The organism is Nonomuraea sp. NPDC004354 (assembly GCF_053602555.1).
Genome location: NZ_JBSGDV010000009.1, coordinates 185,453 through 206,577, shown reverse-complemented (window position 1 = coordinate 206,577; position 21,125 = coordinate 185,453). Strand labels below are relative to the sequence as shown.

Below are 21,125 nucleotides of genomic sequence, written 5' to 3'. Positions count from 1 at the left end.
TCATCTCCCCACTAACCGATAAAGCACGATAAATCAGCTCTTTTCCGGTTCGTCATCGTCTTTCACGACCGGGATCGGCGTCGTTCGGTCGACGGTGGATTCCACGTTCCTGGCCTTTTCCCTGCCTTCGGCGAAGACCAGGACCCTGCCATTGATCTTGCGCGGCGGTGTGATCTTCTTTTCCGCCGGCTCGGGCCGGTTCTCGGCCACCGGTACGGCCCGGCCACGGCGGAGGATCACCAGGTACGCCAACCCGAGCCCCAGCGCCACCCCCAAGCCGAAGGCCCCGGCCGTCGCCATGATCGTGTTGCTCCACACCGCCTTGGGGGCGAGGGTGGTCACGTCGTTGAGCGCGATGTAGGTGCTGTGCGGAGCGCCCAGGATGCGCTGCTGGTTGAGCAGCTCGGCGCGGATGCGCTTCTCCGTCCTGGCGATGGTGTCCAGGACGGTCACGCCGGCGGGCGCCTCCACCGCGACGTGGACGAACGGGCCCGCCGTGGTGATGCCCATGAGCTCGGCGTTGGAGCGGCCGTCGTCGACGGTGAGCTTGATCTCGCCGCCCTCCACGATGCCCAGTTCCTTCTGGATCGCGGGGTTGTTCATGGTCAGGATGAGGATGCCGGCGACCGTCCGCATGCTGTCGCTGTACTGCAGCAGCGGGTTGGTCAGGCCGACCGGCTTGGTCTTGTCGAGGGACAGGGTGCCGCCCGAAGGAGGGGCGACGAGGATCATGGACGAGCTGGCCGCGTAGCGGGCCGGGACCTGGAAGAAGGCCACGGTGGCCAGACCCGTGGAGACGAGGAGGACCGGTAAGGTCACCCATTTCCGACGTAACAGCGTAAAAATACTCTCCCAGAAGCCCACATGTACCCCCCACGCCTCTGGCATTGGTACATATTCCTGGCGATCCGCCACCAGGTCCTACAGCCCTCTATCTGAAGATCGCCCTTCAACGTTACGGTTATCCGACTAGCGAGTCCAGCCCGGATAAATCCAGACATGCCTTTTTGCTTCGCCGTAATGGAGGCTGACAAATGGCCGAAAATTCACCCTCGTTCGTGGGGCGCGCGGCACCGGAGATCGGGCTCGGTCTGTGCGTCTACAACGGCGAGCCGTACCTGAGCGGATCGCTGGCCTCGATCCTCGCCCAGGAGGACGCCGACTTCGAGCTCGTCATCGCCGACAACTGCTCGACCGACGCGACCGAGGAGATCTGCCGGGAGGCGGCCAGGAACGATCCACGCGTCCGCTACCTGCGGCGTGACCGTAACATCGGCGTCATCGCCACGCACAACCGGATCGTCAGGGAGACGCGCGGCGCCTTCTTCGCCTGGGTGACCTCCGACGACGAGTACCGCAAGGACCGCCTGTCGCTGCTGGCGGCCGCGCTGCGCGACCGCCCGGAGGCCTCGATGGCCTTCTCCGGCGCCGAGGAGGTCGACGGCGAGGGCACGCTGATCGAGGTCTGGCGCACCACGGCGGCCACCGACCATCCCGACCCGATCGTACGGCTGCGCGCCAAGCTCGACTTCTACGACGAGACGCTGCAGTTCTACGGCCTGATGCGGCGCGAGGTCCTGGAGCGGGCGATGCCGCTGCAGCCGGTCGTGGCCTGCGACAGGGTGCTCCTGGCGCAGCTCGCGCTGCTCGGCCCCATGGTCGCGGTCGACGAGCCGCTGCTGTGGCACCGCAACCACGCCGGCAGCGTCAGCAGGGCCAACCACGCGCGGACCTTCCGCAGGCGCGAGGCGCCGCGGGAGAACCCGCGCTGGTTCCTGCCGAACGTGGAGGAGGGCCGCTGCCTGGTGCGCGTCATCAACCACACGCCGATGCGTCCCGGCGCGCGACTGCGGGCCTACGCCGCGATGCGCCCGTGGCTGCGGCGCAACGCGGTGCCGATGGCCCGCAACCTCGCCCACGTGGGCGTGGGGCTGGTGCGCGGCAGGTCCGGCTGAGTCAGCCGGCGACGAGGGTGCGGATCTCCCTGAACCTGGCGCGGGAGATCCCCACCAGAACGTAGGCGACCAGGCCGGCGGCGCCCGCGAGCGCGAGCCGTACCAGGGAGAAGGCGCCGTCGGTCGCCGTCATCACCAGCCAGGCGGTCCCGCCCGCCGCCAGCCCGCCGAGCAGCGGCCGGACCGCCGCGGGGCCGATCGGCCCGAGCGCGACGCCCGCCCGGCGCAGCAGCACCCCGGTCAGCGGCAGGGTGACCAGCACGCCGACGGCGGCGTGCGCGATCGCCACGCCGCGGATGCCGCCGAGGAGCGCGCCCGCGTACAGGGACGGGATGAGCGTCACCGCCCACACGACCTTGAGCATCGCGATGGAGCCGACCGCGCCCACCGAGGTGAGCACGTCGGAGCAGGTGTTCATGACCATCCGCACGGCCATGAGCACCATGAGGAACGACAGGGCCGCGGCCGAGGGCAGCCACCGCTCGCCGTACAGGAACGGCACCACGACCGGCGCCAGCACGCCGACCAGCACCGCGACCGGCGTCACCACGATCAGCAGCATGGGCACGATCTGCTGCACCTTGGCCGACAGGTCCTCGGGACGCTCGTCGGCGACCCTGGAGAAGCCGGGCAGCGTGACGTGCCGCAACGCCTCCCCGATCAGCCCGGGGACCCAGTTGGAGACGTTGAGCGCCAGCAGGTAGTAGCCGAGCACGGTGGCGCCGAACACCTTGCCGACGATGATGGAGTCGGCGTTCAGCAGCAGGGCCTCCACGCCCAGGCCGAGGGCCAGCGGCATGCCGAAGCGCAGCAGCCTGAGCATCGGCTCGCGGCGCAGCCCGAACCTGATCGGCGCCCCGGACCAGACGATCATCAGGATGCCGCTCACCCCGGTGGAGGCGACGGCCCCGAAGGCGAAGCTGTACGGCCCGGCGCCCGCCAGCGCGCCGCCGATCGCGACCGGCACCTGCACGCCCACGCCGATCATGGTGGCCAGGGCGATCTTGCCCTGCTGGAACCTGCGCAGCAGGACGGCGCTGCGCACCCCGACGAATCCGTCGATGACGATCAGCAGCGCCATGACCCTGACCATGCCGGCGGCCTCGGCGTTGCCCGCGAACCCGGCGAAGGCGGGGGCGCCGAACCATAAGGCGGCGTAGACGGTGAGGCTGAAGGTGAGCACCATCGTGGTCGCGGTGGGCAGCACCTCCTCGATCCTGCCGCGCCACTGGACGATCGCGGCCACGATGCCGGCGTCGTTGATGTGCCAGAGGAACTGCTGGGCGGCCAGCGCGACCGCGTAGATGCCGAAGTCGGCGGGCGCCAGCAGGCGCGCGAGGACCAGCCCCATGCCGAAGGAGGCGAGCCGGGTGGCCACCCTCGCCACCAGCCCCCACCTCAGGCCCTTGCCCGCCGACCCCGCCCTGTCGGTGATCTCAGTCTCCGGCATGTGCCTTCCGCTCCTTCACTCGACTCGTTCGAGCCAGATCTCCCGCCAGTAGCCGAAGTGGCCGCGGGGGCAGTTGAAGTTGTGCCTGCCAGGGCAGACGAACCCCTCGATGAGGACGCTGGGCGTCTTCATCTCGAGCATCCGCCCGGTCGTCTCGTCGAGGCAGCGCTCGACCCGCCCGGTGACGACGCCGGTCTTGCCGCAGTACATGGCCAGGTCGTTGTCGAAGCCCATGCCCCTGTTGCGGAGCTTGGCGTCGAGGGTGCCGGCGATCTCGTCCTTGGACCTGACACGCACCAACTCTCCGGGTTCGAGGTCGAGCGTGGCAACGGGTGTGGGCCCCGCGACCCGGCCCTTGAGGAACCCCCACGGCAACCCGTCCCTGAACCACAGCCGCCGGGGCAGGATCCTGGTGCTCCACACCTGCAGCCGGCCGAACAGGGCGATCAGGAAACCGCGCAGGGTCTCGAGCGCGCCGGTGTTGCCCGAGCGGTAGTCCCACAGGAACTGGCGCAGATCCTTGAGCGGCAGGCGCTCCGGGGCCGCCCGCAGGATCTCCGTCGACTGGCAGGAGTAGCGGGGGGCGCCGTCCTCGAACGGCGCCTTCCTGGTGGCGCGCTCCAGGACGGTGACGTCGACGGGTCCGACCGCCCGCGACCGCTCCCGGCCGTCGGCCCTCCTCAGCCAGGCCGTCTTCCAGTAGGTGAGGCAGGCGGCCTGGCAGCCGCCGTGCGCCTGGCCGTCGCACCGCGCTTCGGCCAGATGGACGGCGTCGCGCATCCGCCGGATGCCGGTGCGCTCGACGGTGTCGCACAGCTTGTGCGCGACCTTGGCGACCGTCATCCGCCGGCCGCAGAAGGCCAGCATCTCCGGCATGAACGGCAAGCCGTCGAGCTCGCCGTTCTCGTCGAGCGTGGCCATGATCTCCTCGGCGCTGAGGACCTCAACCAGGTCCCCGACCCTGTACTCGATCATCGTGTTCCTCCTCTTTCAGCAGACCGGCTCGTGCTAGTGCGCTCGCGGCAGCGCTCACCGCGGTGAAAGGGAGCCCCGAACGAATCGCGATGTCCAGCAGGCCGTGCTCCCCGTCGGAGAGGTTGAGCACCCACAGGATCGCCATCTGGTCGATGTCGGGACGTCCGTACAGCCCTCGTGGTCCGAGCCACGGCTCGCCGTACGGCTCGAGATTGATGTAGGTGCCTTCCTCCTCCAGGACGTGCACGATCTCCTCGACGGCGGAGAGGGTGTCCGCCATCGCCTCCTCGGTGACGAACGAGGGGTCGTCCGCCGAGGTGTGGTATTCGGGGAACTCGCCGTTGGGCGTTCTGGTGAGCCGCCCGACCGGCAGGTCGAAGCCCGGCGAGCAGAAGTGGCGCTCGTCGTAGCCGAACGGGACGAAGTCGCGCAGCTCGTGCTCGCGGGTGGACAGCACGTGCGCCGCCGCCCTGTCGATCAGCGCGTCGCCCCTGCGGCTGCGCTTGTAGGTCAGCCGTCCCGGATCTCCTGCGCAGGCCAGCACGAGGCCGTGCCTGACCCGGTGCGCCGCGTCCCTGTTGCGGGCCAGCCAGGCGATCGCGCCCAGCGCCGCGGGCGCGAACAGGAACCGGTAGGTGAGGCGGGGCCGCCGGCGCGCCAGCCTGGCCGCCAGCTCGACGGCCACCGCGATGCCCGCGAGCGTCTCGTTGGCCAGCGCGGGATGGCAGGTGTGGCACGAGATGAGCACCTCGTCGGCGGTACGGCCGCGCACCACGTGCTCGCCGTAGGTCAGGTGCCCGTCGGACAGCGTGGCGTCGATGCGCACCTCGTACTCGCCCTCGGGCAGCTCCTTGAGCGCGTTCTCGCTGAGGCAGAAGCCCCAGTCCCGCTTGAAGTAGCCGGTCCGGTACGGCACCAGGTCAGGCTGCTCGGGCAGCGTGTGCAGGTGCGGGCGCAGCTCCTCCAGCGTCATCGTGGCCGCGACCGGCACGCTGTTGCCGACGACGTGCAGCGGCGACCGGACGAAGTCGATCACCCTGCGCCCCGTCGCGTCCTTGACGTAGGCGTCGGTGATGTTCCACTCCTGGGGCACGACCCAGTCGAGGACCCGGGTTCCCGTGGGCACCTCGTGCAGGTCCAGCGGGATCGTCTCGGCGATGATCGCCAGCGTGCGCCGCACGCCGTCGCCCGTCATGCTGCGGCAGATCGGGTGCAGCCGCTCGACCAGCTCCTTCATGGGCGCAGCGTCTCGTCGACCGTGCCGTCGGCGCGCCGGGCGGCGATCCTGGCCAGGCGGGTGAAGCGGTGGTCGAAGGCGTCCTGGGTCAGGCCGTGCTCCCGGTAGGCGTCGACCAGCTCGTGGGCGCCCGCCTTGACCGACCAGCCCGCCTCGTAGCCGGGCAGCGCGGCGCGGATGCGGGCGAAGTCCACCCGGTAGGAGCGGGGGTCGTTGCCCGCCTCGCCGGTGATGAGCAGCCGCGATCCCGGTACGGCCGCGACGACCTCGGCCGCGATCTCCGCGACGGTCACGTTGTTCTGCTCCGTGCCGACGTTGAAGGCCCTGGCGTGGACGGCCTCGCGCGGCGCGGCCAGCGCCAGCTCGAAGGCGCGGGCGATGTCGCGGGCGTGGACGAGCGGCCGCCACGGCGTGCCGTCCGACAGGACCCGTACGGTGCCGGTCAGCAGCGCGTGGCCGACCAGGTTGTTCAGCACGATGTCGGCGCGCAGCCGCGGCGAGAACCCGAACGCGGTGGCGTTGCGCAGGAACACCGGCGAGAAGTCGGCGTCGGCCAGTTCGGCGAGGTCGTCCTCGACCCGCACCTTGGACTCGGCGTAGGGGGTGACCGGCCGCAGCGGCGCGTCCTCGGCGACCAGCCCGTCTCCTCCCGACGCGCCGTAGACCGAGCAGGTGGAGGCGTAGAGGAAGCGCCGCGCGCCCGCGTCGCGGGCGAGCCTGGCCAGCCGGACGGCGGCGTGGTGGTTGATGTCGTAGGTCAGCTCGGGCGCGAGGGCGCCGAGCGGGTCGTTGGACAGGGCCGCCAGGTGGATCACCGCGTCGCAGCCCTCGACGTGCTCGGGCCGCACGTCGCGCAGGTCCACCGGACGGCCGGGCGGGTCGGCGGGTGCCGGGCCGAGCACGCAGTCGGCGAACAGCCCGGAGTCGAGGCCGACCACCTCGTGGCCCGCCGCGGTGAGGATGGGTGCCATCACGGTGCCCAGATAGCCCTGGTGGCCGGTCAACAGAACGCGCACAACTGCTCCTTGGTCATCAGCGGGGGTCCATGACGAGCTTGGTGGCGTGGAACGCCTCGGCGTACCTGCGCTGGCACTGCACGCCGCGCACCCGGGCCAGGGCGCCGAAGGCCTCGGCGTCGAACCAGCTCCGGCCGTGTTGCGAGGGATAGTGCTCGTGCAGCAGGCCGATCTTCTCGGCCATCAGGTCGTCGGTCAGCGGCACGAAGACGCTGGGCTGGGCCAGGTCGGACTCCCATTTGAGGATCTCGTAGCCGAGCACGTGGTGGTCGCGGAAGACGGTGGGCACCAGCGCGGCGAGGCCGCGATGGTCCTGGTGGGCGTCGTGCGGCGCGGGCGCGAGGATCAGCGAAGGGTCGCAGCCCTCCCGCAGCTCGTGCAGGGCCCGCTTGGCGCGTTCCCAGTGCGCGGGCAGGCGGCCGTCGGGCAGGTCGAGGACGCGCACGTCGAGCTCGGCCTTGGGGCAGAAGGCGGCCAGGGCGGCGCGCTCCTCCGCCTCCCGTACGGTGCCCCCGCCCGACAGCACCAGCGCCGTGACCCGCAGGCCCGGCCGGGCCCTGCACAGGCCGAGCAGGGTGCCGCCCGCCCCGATGGCCACGTCGTCGCAGTGGGCGCCGAGCAGCACGATCTCCTCAGACCGCCCGGGAGAGAGCCGAAACACCGGCGATCCGCCTTCCCTCCCACAGCGCCCAGGGCCGCTCGCCCCTGGAGTACTCCTCGTCCAGCGCGGCCCGCTCCTTGACCGTGTCGGTGGGCCGCCAGAAGCCCCGGTAGGGGTAGGCCAGCAGCCGGCCTTCCTTGGCCATCGCCGCGCACGCGTCGGCCACCAGGTCACCGCCGGGCGGGATCCGGTCGAAGACCTCGGGGCGCAGGACGAAGTAGCCGCCGTTGATCCACAACGGCATCTCGGTGACCGGCGTGATGCCGCCGACCCTGCCGTCGGCCCCCAGCTCGACGCAGTGGAAGGTGCCGGGCGGGGGCACGACCATCATCGACGCGCCCGCGTCCGACGCCCGGAAGTTGTCGATCATCTCGTCGAGCGGGGCGTCGGTGAGCACGTCGGCGTAGTTGGCCAGGAACATCTCCTGCCCGTCGAGGTGGCCGCGCACCCGGCGCAGCCGCTCGCCGATGGGCGAGTCCGTGCCGGTGTGGACGAAGGAGATCGACCAGTCCGAGATGTCCGTCGACAGCAGCTCGATCTTGCCGTCACGCAGGACGAAGTCGTTGGAGGCGGTCTCCTGGTAGTCCAGGAAGAAGCTCTTGATGTGCTCGGCCCCGTATCCCAGGCACAGCACGAACTCCTTGTGCCCGTAGTGGGCGTAGTAGCGCATCACGTGCCAGATGAGCGGGCGCGGGCCGACCGGCTGCATCGGCTTGGGCAGGTCGGTGACGCCGTCGCGCATCCGGGTGCCGCGACCGCCGCAGAAGAGGACGACCTTCACACGACCTCCAGTCGCGGGATGGGGAAGACCAGCCTGCCGCCCCACTCGTGGACGTAGGAGAGCTGCCCGACCAGCTCGTCCCGCAGGTTCCACGGCAGGACGAGCACGTAGTCGGGGCGGTCCTCGGCGATCCGCTCGGGCGGCAGGACGGGGATGCGCGTGCCGGGAGTGAAGCGGCCGTGCTTGTAGGGGTTGCGATCGACGGTGTAGGCCAGCAGGTCGGGGCGGACGCCGCAGTGGTTGAGCAGCGTGTTGCCCTTGCCCGGCGCGCCGTAGCCCACGACGGTCCTGCCCTCGTCGGCCGCGTCGATGAGGAAGCGCAGCAGGTCGCGGCGGACCTTGGCGACCCGGCCGGCGAAGTCGGCGTATCCGGACAGCTCCAGCAGCCCGGCGGCCTTCTCGCGGGCGATCAGGTCGTGCACGCGCGGGGACGGCGTGCCGTACGGCTTGGCCCAGAGCCTGATCGACCCGCCGTGGGTGGGCAGCAGGTCGACGTCGACGAGCGTCAGACCCCCGCTTGCCAGCGCCCGCTGGGCGGCGGCGACCGTGTAGTACTGGAAGTGCTCGTGGTAGATCGTGTCGTACTGGTTGAGCTCCACGAGCGTCAGCAGGTGCTGCACCTCGACGGAAACGACGCCGTCGTCGGCCACCAGGCTGCGCAGGCCCTGGGTGAAGCCCACCACGTCGGGGATGTGGGCGTAGACGTTGTTGGCCACGACGACGTCGGCGGGGCCGTGCTCCTCGCGCACCCGCCGCCCCGTCTCGGGCGTCAGGAAGGCCGTCAGCGTCGGCACGCCCTTCTCCACCGCCGCCGCGCCCACGTTGGCCGACGGCTCGATGCCCAGGCAGCGCACCCCGCGGGCGGCCACGTGCTGGAGCAGGTAACCGTCGTTGCTGGCCACCTCGACCACGAACGCCCCCGGCCGCAGCGCCAGCCCGTCCACGAAGCGCCTGGCGTGCTCGACCCAGGAGGAGGAGTAGGAGGAGAAGTAGGCGTACTCGGTGAACGTCTCCTCCGGCGTGATCAGCGGCGGCAGCTGCGCCAGCCAGCAGGAGGTGCACACCCGCAGGTGCAGCGGATAGGTGGCCTCCGGCTGGTCGAGGCGGTCGGCGGTGAGGAACAGCTCGCACGGCGGGGTGGCGCCGAGGTCGACGACGTCCGCCAGATCAGGCGAACCACATAACCGGCATATGGTCATGCATCATCTCCAGACACACGGGTTCTTCGGGTGGGAGGCGCGGGTGTTACAGCTACTCTTCGGATCATGAAGCCCCTCAGCATCGACGGCGCGTGGGCGTTCACCCCTCGGGTCCACGCCGATCCCCGCGGCAGCTTCCTGGAGGCCTTCAGGGCCGCCGACCTGCCGGCTCCCTTCGAGCTCGCCCAGGTCAACGTCTCGGTGTCCAAGGCGGGCGTGCTGCGCGGGATCCACTTCACCGACGTGCCGCCGGGGCAGGCCAAGTACGTGATGTGCGCGGCCGGCAGCGTCCTGGACGTCGTGGTCGACCTCCGTGCCGGCTCCCCCACCTTCGGCAGGTGGGAGGCCGTCACGCTCGACGACCGCGAGCGGACCGCCGTCTACGTGGCCGAGGGTCTCGGGCACGGGTTCATGGCGCTGAGCGCGGAGGCCACGGTCGTCTACCTGTGTTCCACGCCGTACACCCCGTCCCGCGAGCACGGCGTGCACCCGCTCAGCCTGGGCATCGCGTGGCCGGACCTGGAACCGCTGCTGTCGGAGAAGGACGCCGCGGCGCCCACCCTCGAGGCGGCCCTGGAGGAGGGGCTGCTGCCCGACTACGCCGCCTGCCGGCGCTTCTACGCGGGACGGCACTGACGGGCCTCCTCCGTCGCCAGCGCCGGCCAGGCCGCGTGCAGCGCCGTCCGCCAGTGCCTGATCGGCTCGCACCTGGTGTTGGCCAGCACGCTGTTGGCGGGGCGGGACGCGGGCCTGGGATAGGCAGCGCCCGGCACCGGCCGCACCCGGCCTGGATCCGCGCCGAGCAGGGTGAAGACCTCCCTGGCCAGGCCGTACCAGGTGGTCTCGCCCGAGCTCGTGCCGTGGTAGACGCCCGGCATCAGGTCGGACGTGGCCAGCCGGACGAGGAAGGCGGCCAGGTCGGCCGTCCACGTCGGCTGGCCCCGCTGGTCGTCGACGACGTCCACGGTCTCGCGCGCGGCGGCCAGCCTGATCATGGTGCTGACGAAGTTGGGGCCGTGCGCGCCGTAGAGCCAGGCCGTGCGCACCACGTAGTGCCCGGCGGCGGCGAGCTCGCCCGCCAGCTTCGTCCTGCCGTAGGCGTTGACCGGCGACGGCTGGTCGTCCTCCCGGTACGGCACGCGCGAGCGCCCGTCGAAGACGTAGTCGGTCGACAGGTGGATCAGCCGCGCCCCCGCCCACGAGCACGCGTCGGCCAGCACCCCGACCGCCCGCCCGTTGATGGCCAGCGCCTCGGCCTCCCTGGTCTCCGCCGCGTCCACGGCGGTCCACGCCGCGCAGTTGACCACCACGCGCGGCCGGTAGCCGCTGACCAGCTCGCGCACCGCCCGCTCGTCACGCAGATCGAGCTCGGCACGCGTCGGCGCCACGACCTGCTCTCCCGAGCGGGCCAGCAGCGCGAGCAGGTCGGCGGCGAGCATGCTCCCGCCGCCGGTGATCAGCCAGCTCACGCCCACCAGTCCCGGTGGTCGGCGTACCAGCGGACGGTTTCCTTCAGTCCCTGGTCGAAGGGGATCGCCGCGCGGTAGCCCAGCGCGCGCAACCTGCTGTCGTCGAGGGAGTAGCGGCGGTCGTGGCCCTTGCGGTCGGCCACCGGCTCGACCTGGTCCCACCCCTTGCCGAACGCCTCCAGGAGGTGGCCGGTCAGCTCCCTGTTGGTCAGCTCGGCGGTGCCCGCGATGTGGTAGACCTCGCCGGGGGCGCCCCGCTCGGCCACCAGCCGGATGCCGGCGCAGTGGTCGGCGACGTGGATCCAGTCGCGCACGTTGCCGCCGTCGCCGTACAGCGGGACCTTCCTGCCCTGGAGCAGGTTGGTCACGAACAGCGGGATGACCTTCTCCGGGTACTGCCGCGGCCCGTAGTTGTTGCCGCACCTGGTGATCGACACGTTCAGCCCGTGCGTGATCGCGTAGGCGCGGGCGATCAGGTCGCCGCTCGCCTTCGAGGCCGCGTACGGCGAGCGCGGCGCCAGCGGCGCGTCCTCCGTCCACGACCCGGTGTCGATCGAGCCGTAGACCTCGTCGGTCGAGACCTGCACCACCCGCGGTACGGCCGCCGCGAGGCACGCCTCCATCAGCGCCTGGGTGCCGAGCACGTTGGTGCGCACGAACTCGGCCGCACCCTCGATCGAGCGGTCCACGTGCGACTCGGCGGCGAAGTTGACGACGAGGTCGTGCCCGGGGACGACCTCGCCCAGCAGGCCGGGGTCGCAGATATCGCCGTGGACGAAGGTGTGCGGGACCTCCTCGAGGTTGCGCCGGTTCCCCGCGTACGTCAGCCTGTCCAGCACGGTCACCTCGGCCTCGCCCGCGACGAGCTGGGCGAAGTGCGAGCCGATGAAGCCCGCACCCCCTGTGACCAGGATTCTCTTCATGAACTGATCTGCACCTTGCTGTGATCGCCCAGCACGAGGCGGTGGGCTCTTGGTGTGTCGGGCGCGGGCGTGACCTGCACGTCGTGGCCGATGAGGGAGGACTCGATCCTGCGCACCCCTTCGATGGAGGATCGGGGCAGCACGATCGAGTACTCGATCTCGCTGCGGGTGATGACGCAGTCGGCGCCGATGGAGGTGAAGGGGCCGACGTAGCTGTCGGTGACGCGCGCGCCCGCGCCGATGATCGCCGGACCGACGATACGGGAGTTCTCGACCGTCGCTCCTGGCTCCACCACGACCCTGCCGATCAGCTCGCTGCCGGTGGAGGTGCCCAGCAGGCGCGGTTCGAGCGACTCCAGGACCAGGCGGTTCACCTCGAGCATGTCCTCGACGTTGCCGGTGTCCTTCCAGTAGCCGGTGATCCGGGTCGACTCCACCCTGCGGCCGTTGTCGATCAGCCACTGGATGGCGTCGGTGATCTCCAGCTCGCCCCGCCACGACGGCTTCAGCTCGGCAACCGCCTCGTGGACGGCCGGGCTGAACAGGTAGACCCCCACGAGGGCGAGGTCGCTCTTGGGCACGGCGGGCTTCTCCTCCAGCCCGACCACCCGCCCGTCGCGGTCGAGCTCGGCCACGCCGAACTGGCGCGGGTCGCCCACCCTGGTCAGCATGATCTGCGCGTCGGGCCGCTCGGCGGCGAACGAGGAGACGATTTCGCCGATCCCGCCGACGACGAAGTTGTCGCCGAGGTACATGACGAAGTCGTCGTCGCCCAGGTAGTCGCGGGCGACGAGGACGGCGTGCGCGAGGCCGAGCGGAGCGGTCTGGCGCAGGTAGGTGACCTGCGTGCCGAAGGCGGAGCCGTCGCCGACCGCGGCCTCGATCTCGGCGTGGGTGTCGCCCACCACCATGCCGATCTCGGTGACGCCCGCCGCCGCGATCGACTCCAGGCCGTAGAAGAGCACGGGCTTGTTGGCCACGGGCACGAGCTGCTTGGCGGAGGTGTGGGTGATCGGCCGTAGCCTGGTGCCCGAGCCTCCCGCCAGCACGAGTGCTTTCACCGCTAGTAAGCCCCTTCTCCACGGGTCACGGCCGACCAGGTCTTCCACAGGATCTGGAGGTCGAGGATGAGCGACCACCGCTCCACGTAACGCAGGTCGAGCCTGACCGACTCCTCCCAGCTGAGATCGGACCGGCCGCTGACCTGCCACAGGCCGGTCATGCCCGGCTTGACGACGAGCCTGCGCCGTACGTCCGCGCCGTACTTGGCGACTTCCTCCGGCAGCGGCGGCCGGGGGCCCACCAGGGACATCCGGCCGCTGATGACGTTGAAGAGCTGCGGGATCTCGTCCAGGGAGTAGCGGCGCAGGAATCCGCCGATCCTGGTGATCCTTGGATCGTTCCGAATCTTGAACAGCACGCCGTCGCCGTCGTTGGCGTGCTCCAGCGCGCGCTTGAGCCGCTCGGCGTCCACGATCATGGTCCTGAACTTCCACACCGTGAACTCTTCGCCGCCCTTGCCCACCCTGACCTGCCGGAAGAACGCCGGCCCCGGGCTGGTGAGCCGGATCAGCAGGACGATCAACGCGAACGCCGGCAGCAGGACGACGATCGCGATGCCGGCCAGCACGCGGTCGAAGACGTTCTTGACGATCTGCTTGGCCCCGTCGAACTCGGGGTGGTCCACGTGCAGCAGCGGCATCCCGGCGACCGGGCGGATGCTGATGCGCGGACCCGCCACGTCCATGAGCGCGGGCGCCACGAACAGGTCGGTGCGCTGCTCCTCCAGGCTCCAGGCGAGCCTGCGCAGCGTGTCGCCGTCGAGCTCGGGGCAGGCGGCGACGGCGACGGCGTCGGCCTGGGTCAGGGACACGGCCGCGGCCACGTCCTGCAGCCCGCCGAGCACCGGCAGGCCGTCCACGTCGAGGTCGCCCTGCGTCCTGGGCAGGCACACCCCCACGACCCGCATCCCGTGATGCGGCTCCCTGCGGAACTGCATGATCAGATCGAGGACGGCGGCGCGATGGCCCACGGCGATGACATGACGCATGTACTTTCCGTGGGCCCTGGCTAAATGCAGTTTTTTGCGGACCCGAAACCGGAATGCCAGCGTCAGGACGAGCGCGAGGGGAAGGGCGGCCATCACCAGACTGCGCGCGATGCTGGTTTGCGTGGCATATGCGCCAATTGCCACGGTTGCCATCAATCCCACGCCGCCATTAAATACCGCCCGAAATTCCTCACTTCCCTCGCCGTGCCCTCTCTCCCGGTAGGCCGCGCTCAGCTGCATGGTGACGGGCCAGGACGCCATCAGGGCGACACCGGCCACGACATCCTCGACCGGGATGTACGCCCCGAACAGCAGTTTCGTCCCCAGAACCACCATGCAGGCGGCAAAAGCGCACGCGACATCACCCGCCCGGAGAAAGCGGACATACTTCCGAGTCCAGATGCTCGGCGCCCGTTGTGGCGCCGCCTGAAGGAACACGACACCGGGCTCCCCCGCTCCCACGCTCATAGCACCCCACCCTGGAAATCTGCTACGACACCGCAAGACGCCCCATTCCGCCCCATTGATAACGCCTTTCGCTTCGTCACCAGGGGCGGCAATTCCCACTAAAGACTAAAGATCAATGCGGAATCCGGAAATAACAGCAGATGACCAACATCGGACGCGCGTCGCGCTTGACGGGAACGGTCCAATGATGCCAGGTACACAAACGATCACCCTGGGTGATCAGTCGTACTCGAGGTCCGGGAGCGAGGAAGGCGGCTCGGGGCTGCGCCACACGACGATCACCTTGTCACGGGCGGTCTGCGCCGCCAGGTGCAACCGGTCGAGATCGAAGTCGGGCAGGTAGCGCAGGCGGGCGAGGAACGTGGCGTCGGTGGCCGACTTCGGCACGACGCAGCCCTCCCCGTCACGGTCGAGGAGGATGTAGAGGATCTCGGCTTCCGTCTCGGCCGCGACTCGGACCTCGACGACATCTTCCCAGGCGAGGGCCTCGACGCTGCCGTCAGCGTAGTGACGGGTCACGCCCTCCTCGGTGACATACACGTAGGAGTCCGGCACGTGCATGGCCGCGATTCTTGCGACTTCTGCCCGGTTACCGCAAGGGATCGGAGCCCCAGGAATGACTGAGATGTTCCTTGACAGCCGCTTGTGCGTCACCGTGAGCGATCGCGTCAAGAAGCGCGCGGTGTTCGGACACCAGCCGATCGCGGTCCTCGTACACCCGGCGCAGCCGGACGAGGCCCAGCCGGGTCTCGGCGGCCAGCACGCCGTACAGCCTGACCAGCCGCGGGCTGCCCACGGCGTCGACCAGCGCCTGGTGCAGCGCCATGTGCTCGGCCACCACGTCCGACCAGGGCGCCTCGTCCGGCAGCGCCGCCATCCGTTCCAGCGCCGCGTCGGCCTCGGCGACCCGGCGGCCCGCCAGCGAGCGGGCCATCAGGTCCTCCAGCGGCCTGCGCACGAACATCAGGTCGTCGAGATCCTCGATCGTCACCTCGGGGACGTAGGCGCTGCGGTTGCGCTCGCGCCTGAGCAACCCCTCGTGCACGAGTACGGCCAGCGCCTCCCTGACCGTGGGGCGGGCGACGCCGTAGAGCGCGGCGAGCTCCTGCTCGGGCAGCGACGTGCCCGGATCGATCTCACCCGACAGCACCCGCTGCCGCAGCGCGTCAGCCAGCGCGCTGACCGTCGACACCGGTCTCAGCACTGATCGACTCCCTTTCTGGGATCGGCCCTCGCCCCCGGGCCCTTCCGGGGACGGCCACCGCCACGAGGCTAGCGCCCAGCAGCACCAGCCCGCCCCATGAGACCGGGCTCAGAGTCTCGTGCAGCACCACGACGCCGAGCAACGCCGCCACCGCCGGTTCGGCGAGGGCGAGGGTGGCCGCCGTGGCGACCGGGGTGGTGCGCAGGCCCCTGCCGTACAGGAAGTAGGCCAGGGCGGTGGTGCCGAGGCCGAGGTAGAGGGCGGCCAGCAGGCCGCGCGGCTCGGCGAGCCAGCCGGGGCCTGTCGCGATCAGGACCGGCAGCATGATGGCGGCGGCGCCGCCGAACATGACGCCCATCACGCCGTCGGACGGCGCGCCCGCGCTGATGGCGCGGGCCGCCGTGACCGCGTAGAAGGCGTAGATGAGGCCGCCGAGCAGGGCCAGGAGCACCCCTTCGAGGACCCGGTCGCCCGCCTGGGCCTCGCCGCCGGCGATCAGCGCCGCGCAGCCCGCGATGGCCGCCGCGGTCGCCGCGGCCCAGCGCGGCGAGAACTGCCGGGAGAGCAGCCCGGTGAAGACCGGACCGCTGCCGATGGCGACGACGGTGCCGATGGCCACCCCGGTACGGCTGACCGCGGCGAAGAAGCACAGCTGGTAGGCGGCCACGGCGACCGCGCCCAGCAGCAGGGCGGGCGTGATCCGCACCCCTCTGGCCATGAAGGCGAGCGCGAGGCCGCCGATGACGAGGCGGGCGGCCGCGACGGAGACGGGGTCGGCGGTGATCAGCAAGCCTGCCGTGCCCGCCGTACCCCAGAGGACCGCGGCGGCGAGGACGTACTTCATGGGCACATTGTCTGACAACTAGACAACGTTCGTCTACACATTTGCCCGGGTATGTCACGTGAGGTGAATCTCAGGGGCGTCGCGGCGATCCCGCTGGCCATCGGAACCTTCATCGGGAGCGCCGGAGCCGCCGCCCCACCCGACCTGCCGGTACGCGAGCTGTCCACGCTTCCGCCCGAGGCGGCGGCGACCTGGCACCTCATCCAGGACGGCGGGCCCTTCCCCTACCGGCGCGACGGCGTCGTCTTCCAGAACCGCGAACGCCTCCTGCCACAGCGCAAACGCGGGTACTACCACGAGTACACCGTGCCCACCCCAGGCGCACGCGACAGGGGCCCGCGACGGCTCGTGACCGGAGAGCGGACCGGGGAGCTCTACTACACCGGAGACCACTACCGGTCCTTCGTCGCGGTAGACGTGAAACGATGAGATTCGAGCACCACATCCACGGAGCCGCGCTCCACACGCCCGACGGCGTGATGACCGCGATCGCGGCCACGCTGAGGTTCCCCTGCTACTTCGGGCACAACCTCGACGCGCTCTACGACAGCCTCACCGACCTGTCGTGGCTGCCACCCGGCGAGCACCTGCTCGTCTGGTCGAACCCGGGCGCGTTGCGCGCGGTCGACCCCGACGCCTACGACGCCATCACCAGCGTGCTGGCCGACGCCGTCGCCGACGGCACCGGCGGTGCGGCCGCCCTCTCGGTCCTGCTGCGGCCCGGCTAGCCTTCCTTGTCGCCGCAAGGGCCCCGCGGATACTGTCACCGACGGGGCCGCGGGTGCCAGTGCGTGGCCGCTTCCCGGAGGCGAGGAATGAGTGAAGACTGGTTAGTCCGGCCGTACATGATGACGCGCGGCCGCACCCGCCCGACCGGCGATGACTTCGACCTCATCGCCATCGTGGCCGCCACCGGCGTGCCGTCGCCCACCGCCGGGCTCACCCCCGAGTACCTCAAGGTGCTCGCCGCCTGCCGCCACCCCGTCTCCGTCGCCGAGGTCGCCTCCACCACCGGGCTGTCGATCGGCGTGGTCCGCGTGCTGCTGGGCGACCTGCGCGAACGCCAGCTGGTCACCGTACGGCACGCCGCCGAGGACGTGGGCGTGCTGCGCGAGGTGCTGCAGGGCCTCAGATCTCTGTGACCTCTTCCGCGATCTCCTCCACCAGCCGGTCGAGCAGCCACCTCGCGGGCGAGACGACCTCCCCCACGGCGTCCTCCAGGATCGACACCACCTCGTGGACGCTCCCGGAACTCCGGTCCACCGGCTCGATCAGCGCCCGCTCCTCCACCAGCGCCGCGCCGCTGACGCGGAAGGCCGTCCTGGTGTGGGTCAAGGACACCGAGAAGCGCACCAGCCGCCCGTCGGGCAGGGTGAACAGCACCCCGGTCGTCCACCCGTCCGGCTGGAAGTAGGTCAGCGGCTCGCGCCTGGCGTACGGATGGCGCAGCTCGTCGAACGCGGCCGCCGCCCGGCTCATGGCCGTCAGCAGGCCGGCCGCCGCCCGGCTCTCGCTGTCCACAGCCCGAGGGTAGAGGAGCGGATCAGTCGGTGACCAGCCGCGCGTGCCGTTCGAGGGCGTGGCGAAGCCCGTCGTGGACGAGCTCGGCCGTCCACGCGCGCGGCCTCACAGCGCGAACCTCTCCAGGTCGGCGGCCAGCAGGTCGGTGAGGAACCGCGCGTGCCTGTCGACGTGCCACTCGCCGTTGACGGCCGTCCAGACACCCCATTCCAGCATCATGTACAGCAGCGCCGTCGGCCACAGCGCGCGCTCCCGCTCGGTGAGCTCGACCCTGGCCAGGTAGGCGTCGCGGAAGGCAGCCCACTCCTCCCCCGTGAACAGCCGGGCGGGCTCGCCGTCCAGGTCGTTGTGGAACAGCAGCGCCGCCAGCGCCAGGTCGAGCAGCCGCGGCGCCCGCTCCCCGTTGTCCGGGTCGACCAGCACCGGGCCCGCACCGGTGTAGACGAGGTTGACCGCCTTGAAGTCCATGCTGACCTCGGCCACCGGCAGGCCCGCGTCGCGGATCGCCGGCAGCGTCGACGTCATGAAGTCGCGCAGGCCCTGCTCGAACCGGCCCGAGTACGGTGCGAGCCCGTCGATGTCCTCCTGGACCGAGGCGGCGTCGTGGTCGGGCCACGTGAAGTCCTTCAGCCCCTCCTCGGTGCCCGCCGCGTGCAGCCTGCCCAGCAGGTCGCCGGCCGCCACCAGGTCCGCCGGCGTCCCGGCGTAGCCGCGGCCCTCCACCCACGGATAGGCGACCCATGTCTCGCCGCCGATGTCGTACGGCCCCGCGACCGGCGTCACCACGGGCAGGCCCAGCTCCGCGAGCCCGCGCACCCACCGGCCCATCGCCTCGGCGTCATGGGTGCGCTTCACCGCCACGGGACGGCCGTCGACCTCGCCCCTGAAGACCGGCGCGTAGGGGTAGATCGACTCCTGGGGTGGGATGCCGAACCGTGCGAAGACCTCGTCGTGAGCTACCGTCACGACGCGAGGCTAGCGGCCCCGCCGCGGCGGGGGCATTCCGATTTCTCCCCTTCAGCCCGCGGCTTCTCCCCTTCAGCCCTCGGCGTCGAGGCGCGTCACGACCCCGGCCAGGCCGGACTCGACGCTGGACGGGTCATCGGTGTCGAGCCCGTGCAGGACCTCGTGCCAGGGGCCCAGGCGGTGCCAGACCAGGGCGCGGTCCCGCTCCCGCTCGCTCACGCCGTACTCGGCGGCCACGGCGTCGGCGAAGGGGCGCGGCGTGCCGTACAGGATCCAGGACAGATCCAGCGCCCGGTCGCCCACATGGGCGTCGGAGAAGTCGATCACGCCGGTCAGCTCGCCGCCCTCGGACAGCAGGTGCTCGGGGCCGAGGTCCGCGTGGACGACCGTGTCGGCGGGCAATCCAGCGACCCTGTCGAGCAGCGCATGCGCGGGACGCGGGTCGGGCAGCAGCGGCACGACCACGTCACGCAGCCGTTCGACGAGGGCTTCGCGTTCCTTCACGGCGTCGTCGGGCAGGCCCCGCGCGACCGCCTCCCCGACGTCCGCCCGGTGGAGCGCCCCGAGGAAGGCGCCGACCTGGCGGCCGTGGGCGGCCGTCAGCTCCCGCACCGGGTCGCCCGGAACGGCCTCATGCCGGACGACCAGCGGGTCGTCGCCGGCCACGTGCGGCACGGGGACCCGCATCGGTAGCTGGGCCGCCAGCCATGGCATCACCGTGGTCTCCATCATCAGCAGCCCGGCCACCTCGGGCCGGCGCGGGCGCCGTTCGATCCATCGGCCGTCGACCAGCGTCGCCACGCTGTCCCACCCCTGAGTCACGTTCACGGGGGCGAAGTAAACCATGATCTCGCCGATCGCTCGCACGCCCGCCCCTGCCCCGCCGACGCCGGCCGTCCCGCCGCGCCTGAGTCTGTCACGCCTACTACTAGGCGACGCCTACTAGTTGGTGTTACCGTCCTTTCATGGCGGACGTGACGTCCAGGCGGACACAGTGGCTGCGCGGGGTGCTCGACCTCGCCGTGCTGGCCCTGCTCGCCGAGACCGGCGAGGACTACGGCTACGCCCTGCTCCAGCGCCTGGACCGGGCCGGGATGCCCGACATGAAGGCGGGCACGCTCTACCCGCTGCTCAACCGGTTGACCACCGACGGCCTGCTGCGGGCCGAGTGGCGGGCGGGAGAGGGCGGGCCGGGCCGGAAGTTCTTCAGGCTGACCGACGAAGGCCGGGCGGCGCTCGCGACGCAGGGGCCCGAATGGGCGGCATTCGCGAAGACCGCGATCACCGTGATCGAGCGAGGAGTGAAGGCATGACCGCTCTTGACAGGAAGTACCGCGAGGACCTGACGCTGGCGCTGCGCCTGCGCGACATCTCGGGGGCCCGGGTCGGCGAGGTACTGGCGGAGGTCGAGGCGCACGTCGCGGAGACGGGCGAGGACCCCACGACGGCGTTCGGCACCCCGAAGGAGTACGCGGCGACGATCGCCGCGCAGCTCGACACGCGGTCGGGCAGGCCCACGGCCCTCCAGAAGACGGTAGGGGGGCTGGCCACGGGCGCTCTGGCCTACGTCGGCGTGACCCTGCTCCTGAGGTCACTGACGCCCGAAGGGCCCGCGGTGTCCTTCACCACGGCGAACGTCGTCGCGGCGATCGCCTTCCTCGCCTTGATGACGACCGGGTTCGTCCTGTCCTTCCAGGCGGCCACCACACTCGCCCAAGGCAAGGTGTACGGCATCCTGGGCGGCTGCACCCTGATCGCCTCGCTCGCGGCCTTCCCCCTGTCGGGGGTCCTGTTCGACGACGAGACCCCGCTCATCGAGATATCGCGCTGGGTGGCGGTGGGGCTTGGAGGGGTGGCGGTCGCGGCCTCCGTCCTGCTGTTGGCCGTCGCGATCAGGCACGGCCGCATCGTCGATCCCCGCTGACCACGCCACAGGGCCGGCCCGGCCTCCCGACCCGAGCCCGTCACGCGCGAGGCGCGCCCCATTGGGGCATCACACGGCGCTCAGCAGCCGTTTGGGCGCCGACAGGGACCACGCCTCGAGGACCATCTCGCTCAGCTCGTCGGCGTCGATGCCGTCGAGGTGCACCACGACCCAGCCGAACCTGCCCGCCGTGAACTGGGCCTCGAACACCTCGGGCCGTTCGGCGACCATCGCGAGCTGCTCCTCGATCGTGGCCTTGAGCCCGACCGTCTCGGTCTCCTCCCACAGGTAGCCGAACCCCTTGCCCGTCACCTTGAAACCGACGTAGCCGGCGCTCTCGTGCTGCGACACCTCCGGCAGCCGCATGACGATCCGCAGGAACTCCTCGACGCTCACTCCCATGACCACGATGTAACCAAACCGCACCGACAGTTCGGGCGGGTCCCCGGAAACCGGCGACGAACGGAAGAGGGCAGGCGGCC

The 21,125-nt window shown here is 70.9% G+C and carries 26 protein-coding genes; 7 read left to right on the top strand and 19 right to left on the bottom strand.

Going from position 1 to position 21,125, the window contains the following annotated elements; translation table 11 throughout:
• Positions 1-33: 33 nt before the first annotated feature.
• Positions 34-819, bottom strand: a complete 786-nt coding sequence (locus tag ACWENQ_RS25180) for a hypothetical protein (protein WP_449915021.1) — start codon at positions 817-819, stop codon at positions 34-36.
• 215 nt (positions 820-1,034) lie between these two features.
• Here ACWENQ_RS25180 and ACWENQ_RS25175 point away from each other — a divergent pair, with 215 nt between their 5' ends.
• A complete protein-coding gene (locus ACWENQ_RS25175; protein ID WP_449915024.1) occupies positions 1,035-1,955 on the top strand; it encodes a glycosyltransferase in 921 nt (306 codons plus the stop codon).
• 1 nt (position 1,956) lies between these two features.
• Here ACWENQ_RS25175 and ACWENQ_RS25170 read toward each other — a convergent pair whose 3' ends face one another.
• From ACWENQ_RS25170 to ACWENQ_RS25140, 7 genes are read right to left on the bottom strand one after another with little or no spacing between them, the layout of a single operon-like run.
• Positions 1,957-3,405 carry an oligosaccharide flippase family protein gene (locus tag ACWENQ_RS25170; RefSeq protein WP_449915027.1) on the bottom strand — a complete coding sequence of 483 codons (1,449 nt, stop codon included), beginning with the start codon at positions 3,403-3,405 and terminating at the stop codon, positions 1,957-1,959.
• 15 nt (positions 3,406-3,420) lie between these two features.
• The gene (locus tag ACWENQ_RS25165; protein ID WP_449915030.1) at positions 3,421-4,380 is read right to left on the bottom strand and encodes a hypothetical protein; all 960 of its coding nucleotides are present in this window, start codon (positions 4,378-4,380) and stop codon (positions 3,421-3,423) included.
• Positions 4,349-5,617 carry a DUF4910 domain-containing protein gene (locus ACWENQ_RS25160; RefSeq protein WP_452416430.1) on the bottom strand — a complete coding sequence of 423 codons (1,269 nt, stop codon included), beginning with the start codon at positions 5,615-5,617 and terminating at the stop codon, positions 4,349-4,351. The genes ACWENQ_RS25165 and ACWENQ_RS25160 overlap by 32 nt, the downstream gene beginning before the upstream one ends.
• Positions 5,614-6,633 (bottom strand): NAD-dependent epimerase/dehydratase family protein, encoded by a 1,020-nt coding sequence (locus ACWENQ_RS25155; RefSeq protein ID WP_452416428.1) that lies wholly within the window; start codon positions 6,631-6,633, stop codon positions 5,614-5,616. The genes ACWENQ_RS25160 and ACWENQ_RS25155 overlap by 4 nt, the downstream gene beginning before the upstream one ends.
• A 16-nt stretch (positions 6,634-6,649) precedes the next feature.
• A complete protein-coding gene (locus ACWENQ_RS25150) occupies positions 6,650-7,258 on the bottom strand; it encodes a PIG-L deacetylase family protein (RefSeq protein WP_452416426.1) in 609 nt (202 codons plus the stop codon).
• A gap of 7 nt (positions 7,259-7,265) precedes the next feature.
• The gene (locus ACWENQ_RS25145) at positions 7,266-8,075 is read right to left on the bottom strand and encodes a sugar phosphate nucleotidyltransferase (protein WP_354907661.1); all 810 of its coding nucleotides are present in this window, start codon (positions 8,073-8,075) and stop codon (positions 7,266-7,268) included.
• A complete protein-coding gene (locus ACWENQ_RS25140) occupies positions 8,072-9,274 on the bottom strand; it encodes a methyltransferase domain-containing protein (RefSeq protein WP_452416424.1) in 1,203 nt (400 codons plus the stop codon). Before ACWENQ_RS25140 ends, ACWENQ_RS25145 begins: the two co-directional genes overlap by 4 nt.
• Positions 9,275-9,340: 66 nt before the next feature.
• On the opposite strand from ACWENQ_RS25140, the gene ACWENQ_RS25135 reads away from it, so the two are divergent.
• A complete protein-coding gene (locus ACWENQ_RS25135; protein ID WP_452416423.1) occupies positions 9,341-9,910 on the top strand; it encodes a dTDP-4-dehydrorhamnose 3,5-epimerase family protein in 570 nt (189 codons plus the stop codon).
• Here ACWENQ_RS25135 and rfbD read toward each other — a convergent pair.
• The 7 genes from rfbD to ACWENQ_RS25100 form a co-directional block, all read right to left on the bottom strand.
• Positions 9,892-10,743, bottom strand: coding sequence for a dTDP-4-dehydrorhamnose reductase (gene rfbD, locus ACWENQ_RS25130; protein WP_452416421.1), 852 nt, complete (start codon positions 10,741-10,743; stop codon positions 9,892-9,894). The two genes, ACWENQ_RS25135 and rfbD, sit on opposite strands and share 19 nt — an antisense overlap.
• Positions 10,740-11,666, bottom strand: coding sequence for a dTDP-glucose 4,6-dehydratase (gene rfbB, locus ACWENQ_RS25125; RefSeq protein WP_452416419.1), 927 nt, complete (start codon positions 11,664-11,666; stop codon positions 10,740-10,742). Before rfbB ends, rfbD begins: the two co-directional genes overlap by 4 nt.
• The gene (locus ACWENQ_RS25120; protein ID WP_449915054.1) at positions 11,663-12,727 is read right to left on the bottom strand and encodes a glucose-1-phosphate thymidylyltransferase; all 1,065 of its coding nucleotides are present in this window, start codon (positions 12,725-12,727) and stop codon (positions 11,663-11,665) included. The genes rfbB and ACWENQ_RS25120 overlap by 4 nt, the downstream gene beginning before the upstream one ends.
• A 2-nt stretch (positions 12,728-12,729) precedes the next feature.
• Entirely contained in the window at positions 12,730-14,184 is a 1,455-nt protein-coding gene (locus ACWENQ_RS25115; protein WP_452416417.1) for a sugar transferase, read from the bottom strand.
• A 219-nt stretch (positions 14,185-14,403) separates the two neighbouring features.
• Positions 14,404-14,745 carry a hypothetical protein gene (locus tag ACWENQ_RS25110; protein ID WP_354907672.1) on the bottom strand — a complete coding sequence of 114 codons (342 nt, stop codon included), beginning with the start codon at positions 14,743-14,745 and terminating at the stop codon, positions 14,404-14,406.
• 28 nt (positions 14,746-14,773) lie between these two features.
• Entirely contained in the window at positions 14,774-15,388 is a 615-nt protein-coding gene (locus ACWENQ_RS25105) for a GntR family transcriptional regulator (protein WP_354907673.1), read from the bottom strand.
• Positions 15,351-16,232, bottom strand: a complete 882-nt coding sequence (locus ACWENQ_RS25100) for a DMT family transporter (protein ID WP_452416415.1) — start codon at positions 16,230-16,232, stop codon at positions 15,351-15,353. Before ACWENQ_RS25100 ends, ACWENQ_RS25105 begins: the two co-directional genes overlap by 38 nt.
• Before the next feature lie 51 nt (positions 16,233-16,283).
• Between ACWENQ_RS25100 and ACWENQ_RS25095 the strand changes: the two genes are divergently transcribed.
• The 3 genes from ACWENQ_RS25095 to ACWENQ_RS25085 all read left to right on the top strand — a co-directional run bounded on the left by ACWENQ_RS25095 (position 16,284) and on the right by ACWENQ_RS25085 (position 17,374).
• A complete protein-coding gene (locus tag ACWENQ_RS25095) occupies positions 16,284-16,661 on the top strand; it encodes a ribonuclease domain-containing protein (RefSeq protein ID WP_452416413.1) in 378 nt (125 codons plus the stop codon).
• On the top strand, positions 16,658-16,960 hold the full coding sequence (locus ACWENQ_RS25090) for a barstar family protein (protein WP_449915064.1): 303 nt from the start codon (positions 16,658-16,660) through the stop codon (positions 16,958-16,960). The genes ACWENQ_RS25095 and ACWENQ_RS25090 overlap by 4 nt, the downstream gene beginning before the upstream one ends.
• Positions 16,961-17,047: 87 nt before the next feature.
• Positions 17,048-17,374: a DUF742 domain-containing protein gene (locus ACWENQ_RS25085; protein ID WP_449915066.1), complete on the top strand. Its 327-nt coding sequence runs from the start codon at positions 17,048-17,050 to the stop codon at positions 17,372-17,374.
• Here ACWENQ_RS25085 and ACWENQ_RS25080 read toward each other — a convergent pair.
• The 3 genes from ACWENQ_RS25080 to ACWENQ_RS25070 form a co-directional block, all read right to left on the bottom strand.
• Entirely contained in the window at positions 17,361-17,753 is a 393-nt protein-coding gene (locus ACWENQ_RS25080) for a hypothetical protein (RefSeq protein WP_449915069.1), read from the bottom strand. The two genes, ACWENQ_RS25085 and ACWENQ_RS25080, sit on opposite strands and share 14 nt — an antisense overlap.
• Before the next feature lie 105 nt (positions 17,754-17,858).
• Positions 17,859-18,719 (bottom strand): hypothetical protein, encoded by an 861-nt coding sequence (locus tag ACWENQ_RS25075; protein WP_452416412.1) that lies wholly within the window; start codon positions 18,717-18,719, stop codon positions 17,859-17,861.
• 72 nt (positions 18,720-18,791) lie between these two features.
• Entirely contained in the window at positions 18,792-19,547 is a 756-nt protein-coding gene (locus tag ACWENQ_RS25070; RefSeq protein ID WP_452416410.1) for an aminoglycoside phosphotransferase family protein, read from the bottom strand.
• A gap of 137 nt (positions 19,548-19,684) precedes the next feature.
• Between ACWENQ_RS25070 and ACWENQ_RS25065 the strand changes: the two genes are divergently transcribed.
• Both ACWENQ_RS25065 and ACWENQ_RS25060 read left to right on the top strand, forming a co-directional pair.
• Positions 19,685-20,032 carry a PadR family transcriptional regulator gene (locus tag ACWENQ_RS25065; protein ID WP_452416408.1) on the top strand — a complete coding sequence of 116 codons (348 nt, stop codon included), beginning with the start codon at positions 19,685-19,687 and terminating at the stop codon, positions 20,030-20,032.
• Positions 20,029-20,643, top strand: coding sequence for an HAAS signaling domain-containing protein (locus tag ACWENQ_RS25060; RefSeq protein WP_452416406.1), 615 nt, complete (start codon positions 20,029-20,031; stop codon positions 20,641-20,643). The genes ACWENQ_RS25065 and ACWENQ_RS25060 overlap by 4 nt, the downstream gene beginning before the upstream one ends.
• Before the next feature lie 69 nt (positions 20,644-20,712).
• On the opposite strand, the gene ACWENQ_RS25055 is transcribed toward ACWENQ_RS25060, so the two are convergent.
• Positions 20,713-21,045 (bottom strand): MmcQ/YjbR family DNA-binding protein, encoded by a 333-nt coding sequence (locus ACWENQ_RS25055; protein WP_452416534.1) that lies wholly within the window; start codon positions 21,043-21,045, stop codon positions 20,713-20,715.
• Between the last annotated feature and the right edge of the window lie 80 nt (positions 21,046-21,125).

Excerpts from the sequence above, each read along its gene's own strand:
- ACWENQ_RS25175 (WP_449915024.1), top strand. The coding sequence starts at position 1,035 with ATGGCCGAAAATTCACCCTCGTTCGTGGGGCGCGCGGCACCGGAGATC.
- ACWENQ_RS25170 (WP_449915027.1), bottom strand. The coding sequence starts at position 3,405 with ATGCCGGAGACTGAGATCACCGACAGGGCGGGGTCGGCGGGCAAGGGC.
- ACWENQ_RS25165 (WP_449915030.1), bottom strand. The coding sequence starts at position 4,380 with ATGATCGAGTACAGGGTCGGGGACCTGGTTGAGGTCCTCAGCGCCGAG.
- ACWENQ_RS25160 (WP_452416430.1), bottom strand. The coding sequence starts at position 5,617 with ATGAAGGAGCTGGTCGAGCGGCTGCACCCGATCTGCCGCAGCATGACG.
- ACWENQ_RS25140 (WP_452416424.1), bottom strand. The coding sequence starts at position 9,274 with ATGACCATATGCCGGTTATGTGGTTCGCCTGATCTGGCGGACGTCGTC.
- ACWENQ_RS25135 (WP_452416423.1), top strand. The coding sequence starts at position 9,341 with ATGAAGCCCCTCAGCATCGACGGCGCGTGGGCGTTCACCCCTCGGGTC.
- rfbB (WP_452416419.1), bottom strand. The coding sequence starts at position 11,666 with ATGAAGAGAATCCTGGTCACAGGGGGTGCGGGCTTCATCGGCTCGCAC.
- ACWENQ_RS25115 (WP_452416417.1), bottom strand. The coding sequence starts at position 14,184 with ATGAGCGTGGGAGCGGGGGAGCCCGGTGTCGTGTTCCTTCAGGCGGCG.
- ACWENQ_RS25110 (WP_354907672.1), bottom strand. The coding sequence starts at position 14,745 with ATGCACGTGCCGGACTCCTACGTGTATGTCACCGAGGAGGGCGTGACC.
- ACWENQ_RS25100 (WP_452416415.1), bottom strand. The coding sequence starts at position 16,232 with ATGAAGTACGTCCTCGCCGCCGCGGTCCTCTGGGGTACGGCGGGCACG.
- ACWENQ_RS25095 (WP_452416413.1), top strand. The coding sequence starts at position 16,284 with ATGTCACGTGAGGTGAATCTCAGGGGCGTCGCGGCGATCCCGCTGGCC.
- ACWENQ_RS25090 (WP_449915064.1), top strand. The coding sequence starts at position 16,658 with ATGAGATTCGAGCACCACATCCACGGAGCCGCGCTCCACACGCCCGAC.
- ACWENQ_RS25085 (WP_449915066.1), top strand. The coding sequence starts at position 17,048 with ATGAGTGAAGACTGGTTAGTCCGGCCGTACATGATGACGCGCGGCCGC.
- ACWENQ_RS25065 (WP_452416408.1), top strand. The coding sequence starts at position 19,685 with ATGGCGGACGTGACGTCCAGGCGGACACAGTGGCTGCGCGGGGTGCTC.
- ACWENQ_RS25060 (WP_452416406.1), top strand. The coding sequence starts at position 20,029 with ATGACCGCTCTTGACAGGAAGTACCGCGAGGACCTGACGCTGGCGCTG.
- ACWENQ_RS25055 (WP_452416534.1), bottom strand. The coding sequence starts at position 21,045 with ATGGGAGTGAGCGTCGAGGAGTTCCTGCGGATCGTCATGCGGCTGCCG.